Source organism: Chryseobacterium lathyri (assembly GCF_003290185.1).
Taxonomy (GTDB): domain Bacteria; phylum Bacteroidota; class Bacteroidia; order Flavobacteriales; family Weeksellaceae; genus Chryseobacterium; species Chryseobacterium lathyri.
Genome location: NZ_QNFY01000001.1, coordinates 345,533 through 359,182, shown reverse-complemented (window position 1 = coordinate 359,182; position 13,650 = coordinate 345,533). Strand labels below are relative to the sequence as shown.

Sequence of the window (13,650 nt, the reverse complement as noted above, 5' to 3'; positions counted from 1 at the left end):
ATTAAAAACAGCTATGATTCTATTTCATTAAATTTTTTATTGAATAGACTATCCTGAGGTAATTTCGAGGAGTGCCTTTGTTAAAATTTAAAGCTTTGACAAAATATCTTCCAACTTCCAGCCCCTTAAGTCAGATTAAATAGCATTATCCTTCATCCACACCACTTTCTGCTCCGGATGATGGGGCATCCCAATGATATCCCTGTACAGCTCAGGTCTTCTTGCCTTGATATATCTGCTTCCGCCGGCCTGATGCAGCTTTTCCGGGAAAATGGTAACGGTTTCAGAACTGTCATCGAACGAACGGCATTCCGCAATAATATCCCCAAAAGGATCAATGATCATCGAGCAGCCATTTTTAAGCTGATCATCATCCATGCCAATAGGATTTGAGAAGACTACATAAATTCCGTTATCATAAGCTCTTGCAGGCAGCCATTTCATCAGCCAGTCTCTTCCTTTCATTCCATCAAATTCAAGGCGGAGCGAGGTAGGATCAGATTCCCTGTTCTTCCATAATTCCGGATCTACGAAGCCTGCTCCCGGCCTGGTAGAAGGTGTACACATGGTAACATGCGGCATGAAAATAAGATCTGCCCCCAAAAGTTTTGTAGCTCTTACATTTTCGATGATATTATTATCATAGCAGATAAGGATGCCGCATTTCCAACCGTGAATATCAAAAACACAATATTCATTTCCGGGTGTAAGATGGGGATTAATAAAAGGATGAAGCTTTCTGTATTTGGCTTTCAGTCCTGTTCTATCAACGCAAACATAAGCTTTGAAGATATGATCATTTTCATCTTTTTCGAAGAGCCCTGCCAATATTGTGATGTTATGCTCTGCAGCGATCTGCTGTAATTTTGTTATGCTTTCGCCTGCAGGTATAAATTCTGCAATATCCAGAAGCTGTTCTTTGGAAAGGTTTCTGGCAAAAGTGTATCCGGTAACCGAACATTCGTGAAAGGCAATGACCTGTGAGCCCTTAGCCGCTGCTTCAGCCGATAGCTTTTCTATTACTGAAAGATTATATGCTTTGTCACCGCTTTTATTTTCAAATTGTGCAGTAGAAATTTTGAGATTGTCCATCTTTTTTCTGCAAAGCTATCATTCAGGATAATCAGGAGATTGTAAAAAACCGACATTTCAGCGTAACTGGATAAAATTGACTGCCAGCTTTTCTGTTTTTAAATATTGATTGGGAGTAAGTCCTGTATTGCTTTTAAAATCTTTAATCAGATGGGACTGGTCGCTGTAGCCTGAATCATAAGAAAGACAGGCCGTACTTTCACTTCCTGCATTTTCCTTCAAAAGATTGATGAAATGATGAAGCCGGATGATATTTCCGTATTTCTTCGGGGTAATGCCCATATAATTTTCGAATTTCCTTTCAAGATGCCGCTCAGAATACCCTGTGAACAACTCCAGCTCTTTTGAAGATACCGAACCTTTGTTTTTAAGCATAAACTGTTGTACAACCCTGATCAGCTCATCATCGGAATTCATTTTTCCGGACATGAATCTGCTAAAAAAATGATTAAGCTTAATAATGATAAACCTGGGATCTGTTCCGGACAGAAGGTCTTCCTGAAAAGACAACAATTCATTTTTTAAAGCATCTTCAGCTGAAATGATTTGGTTTTTCACCTCTTTTGCAGAAAGATTAAGAAGAACATTAAAAAAATATGGCTGAAAAACGACTGCAATCATGGAAAATGAACCTGCTGCTGTAAAATCTTTATATCCTGCAGGCTGTCCGTAAAAAAATGAAGAAGGAACCTGATCATTTGAACCAGCTGCATAAAAATTCCGGCTGCCGGATATAATCAGCCCGGTACTGCCATCTGTAAATAACCTTAGCCGTTTACACTCATTTCCTGCATTTTCTAAAAAGATATAATGCCGGATATATGATGATAAATGCTTGGATGGCTGGATCTGCATGATGCAAAGCTACATAGAATAAAACATCTTTGATTTATGTTTTTAAAGAATTTTTTTAACTGTTACTACCACAAAAAAGTGGTGTTTGGTCAGGTATTTGAATATTTAATGAAATAAATATTATTGATTCCAGCTCCTGAGGAAATCAATTTAGTTCAATACCAATCACTAAAATTATAATATTATGTCAACACAGAATTTAACCCACCTGGAAGCTATTAAAAAGATCAAAGAACTGTCGGAAAACGCAAGAACATGCATGTTCTGTACCGAACTTGAAACCATACCGGTGAATTCCCGTCCCATGACCCTTCAGGAAACAGATGATAGCGGAAATTTATGGTTTATCAGCAGTGCTTCAAGCAATAAAAACTTTGAAATAAAGGAAGACCGAAGGGTGCAGCTGTTCTTTATGAACAACAGCGATTCCCAATACCTTTCTGTGTATGGTGAAGCATCCGTTTATAAAGACAAAGCTACGATTGAAGAAAAATGGTCACCTATGGCTAAAGCCTGGTTTGACGGAAAAGATGATCCGGACGTTACCATTATCCGCGTAGAGCCTAAAGAAACTTATTATTGGGATACAAAAGCCGGGAAACTTGTCAGTCTGTTCAGTTTTGTAACCGCTGCTATTACCGGAATTAAAACAAATAATTCCGACGGTGTAGAAGGCAATGCCGTTATTTAAAAGAACAAAAACGGCCTTGGTTTCAGTATTTTACTGTACTAATATCCAGTGCTAAAAACTCTGGCAGCCCAAAATTCCGGCTGCCAGTAGTTTTTTAATGATAAAAGCAATTTATTCTACCTCAAAAACAGCTTGTATCTCCACAGAAGAATTCACGGGAATAGAGGAAGCTCCCAAAGTGGCTCTGGCATGTTTTCCTTTTTCTCCAAAAATTTCTACGGTAAGATCCGAAGCTACATTCATCAGGTCTGCATGTTTTGTATAATCATCTTTTGTATTGAAAATTCCTGTCAGCTGTACACATTGTTTCACCTTATTGAGATCGCTGCCTACTGCTTCTTTCAAAACAGCTATAACATTGAGCATGGTAGCTTTTGCAGCTTCTTTTACCTGCTGTTCGGTAACGTCAACGCCCAATTTGCCGGGATTTAAGATTTTACCTTCTTTCAAAGCAACCTGATTGATGAATACAAGATTGCCAGCGCGTACAAACGGCTTGTAATTACCGGCAGGCTGCGGAACCTGAGGAAGAATGATATTTTTCTGCTTCAAAACATCATTGATATCCTGGGATTTTTCTGGAATTGTTACTGCTGCCAGTTTTTTAGAGAATGTTCCTTTAAGGGCTAAAGCTGTTTTGGCAAAATTCCTTCCCTGCAGCTCTGCCAGTCCACGCTCATCTTTTGTAGGTCTTTCAACATCTTTCAGTGATGCTATGCTTGTTACACCTAACACGGTATTTCCCTGTGGAATAGCTTTGTTGATATTATCTGTTCCTCTGATTCCGTTGGAAACCAGAACCATTCCGTGAACAGCAAGACTATTCCAGAAAGCCTGAAGCGCAAGTTCTTTTCCTGCCCCGCTTCCGGCAGACATAAAAACCGTTGCAGGCATCCCTTCCAGTGCATGACTGGTCCATAATTGAACAGTTTTGGATAAAAACTCACTCATTCCGGTACTGATATTCCCAAAATAAACCGGGGATCCGAAAGCAATTCCATCATAGGAAGGCAGTTCATCTACTGACGCTACAGGAATGTTCTTCAGTTTAGGATTGGAAGATTCTTTAACCTGCTTGATAACTGCAAATGCATTTTTACTGCTTTCAATACCGGATGCTATTTCTTTGGCCAGTTCATAGGTTCCACCGTTGTCCGAGTGAATAAGAACCAATACTTTAGCTTTACTGTCTTGTGCCATGACTGTGGTGATTTTTAATAATAGAATTAATACAAAAACCGTACTTAGTTTTTTCATTTTTTGATGGAATAATAATTACAATACAAAATTAGTATTGTCGTTTTTATTAAATTTGCCAAAAATTCTATGCAGAACGACATCGTAAAATGCGGTTTAACAGAACAGACCGACAGCCGATTTGTAGACACCATTGAAAAAGAAGCTTATGTCTGGTGTGAAAAAGGCTGGAAACATGATGATCATGAGCATGCTCACCAGCGCTCCCAGCTTACGTTTGTGGAAGAAGGATATCAGTATTTCCACATAGACCAGAAGATCTATCTTGTGCCTCAGCATCATGTGATCTGGATTCCTTCAGGAAAAGCACACAGAATAACTTCAGAAGCAAAAACGGTCAATTTAATGGTTTTTCTGTTTAAAACGGTTTTTGATGATGATTTCTATCAAAATGTTTGCGTCTTTGCTGTTCCTGCTGTTTTGAAGGAAATGCTTTTATATGCCTCAAAATGGAATCAGCTGATTGAAGAAGATGAGGAACAGGATTTGTTTTTTAAAGCCATTCTAAAAAGTCTTCCCAATTTCTGCAGAGAAAACAGCTATCTTGAGATCCCGGTTCCGTCGGATGTCCGTCTTATTCCGGTCTGTACCTCTATTAATTCAAATTTTAAATACAGCCTGAACACTGATGAACTGGCAGAAAAAGCACAGATGTCCGTAAGGAGTTTACAGAGGATTTTTAAGAATGAAACAGGAATTACCCTTCAGAAATACCTGCAGCTCGTCAGAATATTAAAAAGCATAGAACTGATTGATACGGGGCAGTATACTTTAAGCCAGATTGCTTATAAAGTGGGTTACCAAAGCCTGTCTGCCTTTACATCTTCTTATTATTCTATCATGAAAGCTAAACCCAAAGTAAAAAAACTAAGTTAAGGAGTTTCATCATGAGCCATATCTACCGGTTTGGATTCCGGTGATCCTTTTTCACGGAGCCATATAGAAAGAATGACTAAAGAGGCAACAGCCAGAAATTCACTCTGCCAGTTCTGAAAAGACTCAAACCAGAACCTGGACCCTGATATATACTGTACTGCAGTAACGGTGGGTTCTTTTTTTATGACCTGTTCTTCATTGAATTCCTTCATACTTCCATAGAAATGCATTGCGAAGCTGAGAATAAATAAAATAGCAAAAGCTAAGGATAAGGAATGCTTATAAATACTCAGCCATAGTCCGCCTTTTTTTACCGGCCACGGAGCATTGGCATGGACTTTTGGTTCCCTGTCTACATCTTCTTTTTCTTCCAGGGATTTCGATTCACTGGAACCTTTCTGCCTTAGCGAGACCGTAAGTACAACATACAGCATCATCTGAAGAAATTCACTTTCCCAGTTTTCGAAGGTAGCCTGTATAAAATGTCCGCTCCGGACATAGGCTCCCAGGCTGAGCATTGAGCTGCCTTCTTCTGCAAGGTCCTTATTCAGTGTTTTCCAGCCCATGAAAAACTGTCCTACAAGGCTCAAAAGCATTAATGAAAGCAAAACAATACTTAAACTGTTACGGTAAAAGAAACTTTTTTTAGACATAATCAGCAGGTTAAAGATTTAAGATCAAAATTATAATCCCAAAGCTGGATATTGCTGCAGAATTTTATCCGTTAACAATCAGACCACCGTTCGGGTGAATAACCTGTCCCGTGATCTGGGCGGCACCATTACCTGCAAGGAATAAAAAGCTGGCTGCAACTTCTTCCGGAGTAGCATTTCTTTCGAAAGGAGGTTTGTTAGGGTCTTCTTTTTCCTCTCCAAAGGTTTTTTGAGTAAGTGGTGTTGCAACCGGGCCTGGTGCAACTGCATTAATGCGGATTCCGTTTGGTTTGGCCTGAAGTGCCAGAGAACGTGTAAAAGATACAATAGCACCTTTGGTTGCGGCATAGTCCAGAAGCTCGGGATGCCCCTGATAAGCCGCTGCAGAAGTCGTATTAATGACACTGCTACCCTCTTTCAGGTAAGGAAAAACAACTTTTGTCAGCAGGATCATTCCTATAATATTGGAATCAAAAGTTTTCCTGATATTTTTTTCTTCAAGATCTTCTATGTTTTCTGCCGGAAATTGTACGCCTGCATTATTGATGAGGATATCAATGCCTCCAAATGCGGAAACTACTTTCTTTGTGGTATCTTCACAAAAATCGTAATCATTGATATCCCCACTAAAAATGATGCATTTTCTGCCCAGCTGTTCAATCTGTTCTTTTGTTTTTTGGGCATCGTTATCGTCTTTATAATAAATGATGGCAATATTGGCCCCTTCCTTAGCAAAAAGTAACGCTGTTGCCTTGCCTATTCCACTATCTGCACCTGTAATAAGAACGGATTTATCTTTTAATTCCCCCATCTGAAATTACTTTAAAATTAGAAGTTGGTTAATTTCACTTTTAAAGCATCCTAAAATAAATTCTGTATAATATAACTGTGCATTCAGAGCCTGGGTTTTAGGATGCAGCTCCAGCTTTTTGGTAAGAATGATCTCCCCTTTATAAGAAAAAGCAAAGTAAGCAAATATCTTATAGGATGAGTTTCTGATGGGCGTACAGTATCCTGTGGTTGCAATTGACCAGTCGGATTCAAATATTTTGGCTACATTAAGAGCCATAGTTCGTGCAATATTTTCTGATACACAGTCGCATTCTTCAGCTTCCTGCCTGTCTACATTCAGCAGTTTTACTTTCTGAGGGAGCGTATAGGCTGTCATGCCTCCTTTATAAAACAGGGAGGCATTCGGCATCTGTGAAAAAGCCAGCTGAAGACATCCTGATGTAACGCTTTCTGCAATTGAAATTGTTTCATCCGCAGTCATGAGGGACTGGCTTATATATTCTAAAAGACTTTTTTGAAATTCCATAATTTTAAATATTTAGTGGTGTGAAGGTGTGTGATGATCTATCTGTTTCTTTCCTGCTCTAGTTCCCAAACTCTGTGTGCAGCAACGGCTTTAATAAACTGCTTATCGGAACCGTCATCTTTCCCAATAACTATAGCAGGATCTTCATGCTGTTTCATGGCAATATTGCTGTTGTCATAAAGGATTTCTGTACCCGCCCCGAAATAAATGGCCTTGCAGTGTTTATAAGCTTCATTAATGAAACGCAGGGAAAGGTGCTTGTTTTCCGGCCCCATGAGCTCCTGTGCTGATTTTTCTCCAGCGCTGATATACAAAGCATCAAAACATACGCTGGCAATACTTGTAAGGGAATGTTTCGGAACTAATGATCCATCTGTAGTTTTGATAGGTGCTAAGCTTGGTGCTATAAGCTCTACTTTGGCTCCTTCTTTTTCGAGTTTTGTTTTTAAAGTATTAAGAACAGAGCCATTTGCACCATTGGCTGCAATAAAGCCTATTTTTCTGCTTTTAATAGTATCCTTAACGGTATTTTTCATGCTCAATGCTTCAGATACTTTGGTTTTAGGTTCTCTTTCTTTACTTTGAAGTTCAGCAGGATCAGCATCTGCAGGAATGCTTTGGTTAGGCTGCTTTAATTTTTTGACTGCAACTCCTAATTTTTCTGCAACTTTTTTAGCGAGGGTATTGTCGATAAAGGCCAGCTGACCAACCATTCTTTCCCTGATCTCGGGTATTGTTACCTTCGAGAGTTCAAAAACAAGGGCGTTCTGAAGATGGGTCTGTTCAGGAGCCGACTGGCTGTTATAGAATAATTTTGCCTGTGAGTAATGGTCTACAAAGCTCTGACTTCTTCTTCTGACCTTTTCACCCGAAACTCTTTCCTGATGGGAAGTAAATCCGCCTTCTGACATCATGGCCTGGAAAGGACATCCGCCTCCGATGGAATTGGGTTCATAACTTACTTTTCCTTTGGCAATCTGCTGTCTCATATGCCCGTCACGCTGGTTGTTATGAACTGTATTGATAGATCTGTTGATCGGTATTTCATGAAAATTAGGTGATCCTAATCTCGATAACTGGGTATCGGTGTATGAAAATAACCTTCCCTGAAGCAAAGGATCATTACTGAAATCTATTCCGGGAACTAAATGTCCTGGATGGAATGCTACCTGCTCTGTTTCTGCAAAGAAATTGTCAGGATTTTTATTGAGGGTTAAAGTTCCGACGATCTCTACGGGAACTTCTTCTTCGGGAACCAGTTTTGTAGGATCCAGAAGGTCGAAATCAAATTGATGTTCGTTCTCTTCCGGGATCAGCTGAACACCAAAATCCCATTCCGGATAAGCTCCGTTTTCAATGGCTTCCCATAAATCTCTTTTATGGAAATCAGGATCTACTCCGGAGATTCTCTGAGCTTCGTCCCAGGCTACAGAGTGTACTCCCAGTTTAGGTTTAAAATGGAATTTAACGAAATGAGCTTTTCCTTCGTCATTAATAAACTTGAAGGAATGAACTCCAAAGCCTTCCATCATTCTCAAACTTCTCGGGATGGCTCTGTCGCTCATGAGCCACATAATCATGTGCATGCTTTCCGGCATCAGCGAAATAAAGTCCCAAAATGTATCATGTGCAGAAGCAGCCTGCGGAATCTCATTATCCGGTTCTGGTTTTACAGCATGAACCAGGTCAGGAAATTTAATTGCATCCTGAATAAAAAAGACTGGCATATTATTCGCGACAAGGTCATAATTTCCTTCTTCTGTATAAAATTTAATGGCAAAACCTCTTACATCTCTCGCGAGATCAGTACTTCCCTTACTTCCGGCTACAGTTGAAAATCTTACAAAAACAGGAGTTTCTTTCCCTACTTCTGATAAAAATTTCGCTTTAGTATAGGCGCTAAGACTTTTTTTGAGTTTAAAAACACCATGTGCTCCGGAGCCTCTTGCATGAACAATTCTTTCCGGGATTCTTTCGTGATCGAAATGGGTTATTTTTTCTCTAAGAATGAAGTCTTCCAGCAAGGTAGGACCTCTGTCTCCGGATTTTAACGAATCCTGATTATTGTTGATTTTCAGCCCCTGGTTGGTTGTTAGTTTTTCGTTTTCATTAGAAGTGCTGTGTGCTTCCAACTGGTCTAACTTCTTGTTGTTTTGGGTATCCTTTTTCATATCAATTTATCTTTTAATGTGGTGTGAAGGTTAAAATCAAACTAAAAATCTTTTATGGATCATTCTTTTTCTGCCCTGTCTTTTTCCAAAGTGCTTAGCAGTTTATTGAGGTATTCTTCTTCTTTTAATACTTTATAGTATGCTGTTTTGGCATAGAGCGTAAAGTGTGAATTTTCAATATTTATTTCTGTATTCAAGTTTTCCGGAGGTAACGTAGTTTTACCATGATACTCGCTGATATTTAGAATATATTCTTTAATATAAGTGTCAATTACATTTTTCAGAATGTCACATTTTGCATTATTTTTTATCTTTTCTAATGATTTGATCAGAAAAGCGGTAACTCCGTAAGAATTGATAGCACTTGGGAAAAGAGATTCATTCTCTATCATATTGTTTTTATCATATAATCCGGAATGTATTAAAGTGTCGTTTTCAAATATCATATTCGTAGCGGTTATTAGTTATCGGAAATTTTTAAATATTTCTCAAAATAATGAAGGTCCTCCTTGTCTTTGATTGAAAGATAGAACATGATCTGCTCCGGTTCTTTCAGCCCTATACTGCCGAAACAGTCGAAATGTGCAATCAGAGCCTGTATATTCTCAATTTCTATGTCTTTCAGGATCACAAATAATAAAAAAATATTATTCTTTATTTCTTTGGCATAGATAGCTGCACCATCTTCAAACCAATTTCCTCTGTTAGAAACTTTAATGAAATCCTTATGCTTTAATGTTTTTACTATTTTATGACAATCCATATTTGAGTAATTGTGGTTATATACTTTCGGGAGAAGTTTCAACATCAATTTCTCTGAACTGCTGCTATTTTCAGTATTGTTACTGAGTTTTATAAAATCAATATGAATGGCATATGGCAATCTGCTGCTTCATGCTGTAGAGCAATGACCGGAATTTTTAATCATCTGAAAAGCCTGAAGCTTTAAACTGCCCTTACCTGGTTAAGAATTGTATTGAAACTTATATTTCAAATGTACGCCTGAATAATTCACTTTTTTATGACCTCAGTCATATTAAGCCCTGCATTAATAAATAATTTTCCTGTTTTCTATGGTAATGCTTCCCTCTTTTTCCATTTTTTTTAAAGCTCTGATCACTGTTTCTACGCGTAAACCTACCAGATTGGCGATCTGCTGTCTTGTAAGCTGTACATGAAAGCAGCTTCCACAGCTGTCATCATGATAGCTTTTAAGATAATTAAGAAGCCCAGTAAGCCTTGAAGTAGGATTCAGAGAGGCCATATTCTGCATCATGATTGCTTTAAAATAAAGCCTATGGGAAAGACATGCATTCATTTCCAAAGAAAGCTTTGGGTCTGTCTTTATTAATTGGAGAAACTGGTCTTTCGGAACTCTTATAATTTCCAAAGGACTGATACAAATGGCATTCATAGGATAAAACTTATCCAAAAAGAGCATTGAATCCCCAAAGCTCTGATTTTTTCCGAGAATGTTGTGTATGAATTCTTTTCCTTCTTCATCATAATTGTTCAGCTTCACTTTTCCTTCTGTAATCTGTAAGTAATAAAGAGAATGGTCTCCCTCTCTGTATATAATCTCACCTTTTTTGTATTGTTTGGTTTCTCCTCCATATGAGTATAGCACTTCTTCGGCTATATTCATGCAGCTTATTGTCTTCATAGTTTTTTTATTTTATTTTCAATAAAAAATAGTGAAATTTATTATTGAAACCACGTTTAAAATAAATTTTTCAGATTAAAATATTTGAAAATTTATTTTCTGCTCTCTATCTGCTATCCTAATGGTTTTAGTAAAAAATTTATGAAATCAGATTCAATCAAACCAAATACAAATATTGAACCTTATTAATTTGTAAACTGTTAAAATAAGTTAAATAAATTAGCAAAAACAAAATATATTATTGAATTCTTAGAGATTAAATCATCATATTAATAAATATAAGTTTTCAATATAAGCTGTAATCCCGACAGTTGCTGTAAAAGACATTAAAACCCGCTTTAAATAAAACGGGCTTTAAAATCTATGAATGATAAAAATTATTTTTTGATAACCTTAGCTGTATCTGTTTTTTTGGTAGCTGCAGGATTTGCAGTATGCAAAGTATCGGAAGGCACAGGAGTAGTAACAACAGCAGTGTCTGCTGGTGCCCTATCAATAATTACACTGTCTGTTGTTGTGGTAGAAGTGTCTACTTTTGTTTCCTTTTTGCAGCTCAATACAGTCAAGCCTAATAGCATTAATGCGATGGTAAATTTCATAATAGATATATTTTGTAATGTGTTCCAAAGATAATTCATTACTAAATGTCCTTTTATGACTTGGATCATAATGCTTTATTTTGATTATTTCGCAAACTTTTTGGTTCCTGCAACACATAAAATAACCCCAATGGTTACTCCCACCATACCTATGCTTACCTGCTCATGAAGAAAATAAGCTGCGAGTGCCAATCCGAAAAAAGGCTGCAAAAGCTGTAACTGTCCTACCGTAGCAATACCACCCTGCGCCAGACCTTTGTACCAGAATATAAATCCAATGAACATACTGAAAAGGGAAATATAAGCCATCCCAAACCATCCCTGGAAACTTACGGTCTCGATATGATCTGGAAAATAAATGAAAAATAGAGGAATCATCACCGGCAAAGCTAATACCAGAGCCCAGGAAATTACCTGCCATCCTCCTAATGTTTTTGAAAGTTTTGCCCCCTCGGCATATCCCATACCGCAAAGGATAACCGCAAGAAGCATAAGGATGTCGCCAACAGGTGAGGCGGATATTCCCTGCGAAACAGCATATCCTATTACCAAAAGGCTTCCGATAACAGAAAAAAACCAAAATATAGGATGTGGTCTTTCCCCTCCACGAAAAACTCCGAATACAGCAGTTGCCAAAGGAAGCATTCCTAAGAATACAATGGAATGTGCCGAAGTAAGGTATTGAAGTGCCAATGCGGAAAGAAGTGGAAAGCCAACTACACAACCGATAGAAACCAGCAAAAGGGGAAATATCTGATTCTTTTCAGGCCGTTGTTCTTTATAAATCATCAGAACGGAAAGCGCCAGAATTCCTGCAATAGCTGCACGGGCTATGGTAACAAAAATCGGGCTCATTTCCATTACGGCCAATTTGGTAGCAGGCATAGATCCACTGAATAACAACACACCTATAAAGCCGTTAATCAACCCGCTTATATTTTCATCTTTAGAAATTTTATCTGTCATCATTTTCTATATTTTTTTGATAATTCAAAATTAAAGCACTGAAATGAATAAACACAGTCTCAGTTTTGTATATTTGCATGAGTACAGTTGTGAAAAATGAGCAAAGAATTTATCTATACAGAAATTGCTGAGGGAATTGCTTCCCAGATCAGAAATGGCGTCCTGAAGGCCGGAGACAGGTTACCTTCAGTAAGAATGATGTGCCAGGAACATCAGGTAAGCATGAATACGGCAAAACGTGTTTTCCTTGAGCTTGAGTCACAGTCTTTAATTGAGTCCAAGCCTCAATCAGGTTATTTTGTAAGCAGACTAATGTCTGTGAAGCTTCCTCTTCCCGAAGTAAGCCGGCCTTCTCTGATTGCCAATAATGACGAACCGGACGAACTGATCAGCAAGGTTTACGAAAATATGGGTAAAAAAGGGCTGACATTTTTTTCTATCGGAATTCCTTCGGGAGACCTTCTGCCACAGGCCAAATTAAAGAAGGAGATCATTAATGCAACCCGTGAATTAAAAGATGGCGGAACGGAATATGAGGAACTTCAGGGAAATTTAAAGTTGCGGAGAATGATTGCAGTGCGTTCACTTCAATGGGGCGGAAATCTCAGCGAAAACGATTTGGTTACCACAAACGGTGGGATGAATGCACTATCTTTCTGCCTGATGGCCTTAGGCAAACCTGGCGATACAATAGCCATTGAAAGCCCTTGCTATCCGGGTATTTTACAGCTGGCACACGGATTGGGTTTAAATGTACTAGAACTTCCTACCCACCCGACAACAGGTATTGAAATAGAAGCCCTGAGAAAAGTGATTCCACAGATAGATCTGTGCTTATTAATTCCCAATTTCAATTCACCGCTGGGAAGCTGTATGCCGGATGAAAATAAAAAAGAGATTGTGAGAATTCTTTCTGAAAACGGGATTCCTCTGATAGAAGACGATGTATACGGTGATCTTTATTTTGGAGCGAGCCGTCCGAAATGCTGTAAGTCGTTTGACAGAGATGGAAATGTGCTGTACTGCAGCTCAATTTCAAAAACCCTGGCTCCGGGGTATCGCGTAGGATGGATTGCACCCGGAAGATATAAGGATAAAATAATGAAGCTCAAGCTGCTCCATTCTACTTCATCTATTTCTATTGTTAATGAAGCGGTAGCCAATTTCCTCAAGTCCGGAAGGTATGAAAAGCACCTCCATCAAATGCGTAAAGCACTTCAGAACAATTATCAGAATTATGTGCAGACTATCGCAGAATATTTCCCTGAAGGAACAAAAACAAGCCGCCCGCAAGGCGGTCTTTCCCTGTGGGTGGAGTTTGATAAAAATATCCGTACCACTGAACTCTATGATCTGGCTATTAAACAGAACATCAGTATTGCTCCGGGCAGGATGTTTACCCTGCAGGATCAGTTTGAAAACTGCATGCGTCTGTGTATTGGTCTTCCGTGGACAGAAGAAACCAGGCTATGTCTTCAGCAGGTTGGAACGCTCGCAAAAAGGATCTGA

At 38.6% G+C, this 13,650-nt stretch carries 15 protein-coding genes; 3 read left to right on the top strand and 12 right to left on the bottom strand.

Translation table 11 applies throughout. From position 1 onward, the window contains the following. Positions 1-135: 135 nt before the first annotated feature. Complete coding sequence (locus DRF61_RS01625; protein ID WP_111953370.1) at positions 136-1,092, bottom strand: nitrilase family protein; 957 nt, start codon at positions 1,090-1,092, stop codon at positions 136-138. Between the two features lie 57 nt (positions 1,093-1,149). Continuing rightward, a complete protein-coding gene (locus DRF61_RS01620; protein WP_111953368.1) occupies positions 1,150-1,947 on the bottom strand; it encodes an AraC family transcriptional regulator in 798 nt (265 codons plus the stop codon). 184 nt (positions 1,948-2,131) lie between these two features. Here DRF61_RS01620 and DRF61_RS01615 point away from each other — a divergent pair, with 184 nt between their 5' ends. Then, entirely contained in the window at positions 2,132-2,638 is a 507-nt protein-coding gene (locus DRF61_RS01615; RefSeq protein ID WP_111953366.1) for a pyridoxamine 5'-phosphate oxidase family protein, read from the top strand. A 111-nt stretch (positions 2,639-2,749) separates the two neighbouring features. On the opposite strand, the gene DRF61_RS01610 is transcribed toward DRF61_RS01615, so the two are convergent. Beyond that, positions 2,750-3,895 carry an Atu1372/SO_1960 family protein gene (locus DRF61_RS01610; RefSeq protein WP_111953364.1) on the bottom strand — a complete coding sequence of 382 codons (1,146 nt, stop codon included), beginning with the start codon at positions 3,893-3,895 and terminating at the stop codon, positions 2,750-2,752. Between the two features lie 69 nt (positions 3,896-3,964). Here DRF61_RS01610 and DRF61_RS01605 point away from each other — a divergent pair, with 69 nt between their 5' ends. Continuing rightward, positions 3,965-4,771 (top strand): AraC family transcriptional regulator, encoded by an 807-nt coding sequence (locus DRF61_RS01605; RefSeq protein ID WP_111953362.1) that lies wholly within the window; start codon positions 3,965-3,967, stop codon positions 4,769-4,771. Here the strand turns inward: DRF61_RS01605 and DRF61_RS01600 are convergent. The 9 genes from DRF61_RS01600 to DRF61_RS01560 all read right to left on the bottom strand — a co-directional run bounded on the left by DRF61_RS01600 (position 4,768) and on the right by DRF61_RS01560 (position 12,144). Next, positions 4,768-5,424 (bottom strand): DUF6766 family protein, encoded by a 657-nt coding sequence (locus tag DRF61_RS01600; protein ID WP_111953360.1) that lies wholly within the window; start codon positions 5,422-5,424, stop codon positions 4,768-4,770. The genes DRF61_RS01605 and DRF61_RS01600 overlap by 4 nt on opposite strands. A gap of 64 nt (positions 5,425-5,488) precedes the next feature. After that, the gene (locus tag DRF61_RS01595; RefSeq protein WP_111953358.1) at positions 5,489-6,235 is read right to left on the bottom strand and encodes an SDR family oxidoreductase; all 747 of its coding nucleotides are present in this window, start codon (positions 6,233-6,235) and stop codon (positions 5,489-5,491) included. Positions 6,236-6,241: 6 nt separating this feature from the next. Then, on the bottom strand, positions 6,242-6,742 hold the full coding sequence (locus tag DRF61_RS01590; RefSeq protein ID WP_111953356.1) for a CinA family protein: 501 nt from the start codon (positions 6,740-6,742) through the stop codon (positions 6,242-6,244). Between the two features lie 38 nt (positions 6,743-6,780). After that, positions 6,781-8,913 carry a catalase gene (locus DRF61_RS01585; protein WP_111953354.1) on the bottom strand — a complete coding sequence of 711 codons (2,133 nt, stop codon included), beginning with the start codon at positions 8,911-8,913 and terminating at the stop codon, positions 6,781-6,783. A 59-nt stretch (positions 8,914-8,972) separates the two neighbouring features. Then, positions 8,973-9,359 (bottom strand): hypothetical protein, encoded by a 387-nt coding sequence (locus tag DRF61_RS01580; RefSeq protein ID WP_111953352.1) that lies wholly within the window; start codon positions 9,357-9,359, stop codon positions 8,973-8,975. A gap of 14 nt (positions 9,360-9,373) precedes the next feature. Continuing rightward, on the bottom strand, positions 9,374-9,676 hold the full coding sequence (locus DRF61_RS01575; protein WP_146896905.1) for a hypothetical protein: 303 nt from the start codon (positions 9,674-9,676) through the stop codon (positions 9,374-9,376). Between the two features lie 285 nt (positions 9,677-9,961). Beyond that, positions 9,962-10,576 (bottom strand): Crp/Fnr family transcriptional regulator, encoded by a 615-nt coding sequence (locus DRF61_RS01570; RefSeq protein WP_223559511.1) that lies wholly within the window; start codon positions 10,574-10,576, stop codon positions 9,962-9,964. A gap of 377 nt (positions 10,577-10,953) precedes the next feature. Then, positions 10,954-11,175 carry a hypothetical protein gene (locus DRF61_RS01565; RefSeq protein WP_111953348.1) on the bottom strand — a complete coding sequence of 74 codons (222 nt, stop codon included), beginning with the start codon at positions 11,173-11,175 and terminating at the stop codon, positions 10,954-10,956. An 84-nt stretch (positions 11,176-11,259) separates the two neighbouring features. After that, positions 11,260-12,144 (bottom strand): DMT family transporter, encoded by an 885-nt coding sequence (locus DRF61_RS01560; RefSeq protein ID WP_111953346.1) that lies wholly within the window; start codon positions 12,142-12,144, stop codon positions 11,260-11,262. A gap of 93 nt (positions 12,145-12,237) precedes the next feature. On the opposite strand from DRF61_RS01560, the gene DRF61_RS01555 reads away from it, so the two are divergent. Continuing rightward, positions 12,238-13,650 (top strand): aminotransferase-like domain-containing protein, encoded by a 1,413-nt coding sequence (locus tag DRF61_RS01555; protein ID WP_111953344.1) that lies wholly within the window; start codon positions 12,238-12,240, stop codon positions 13,648-13,650.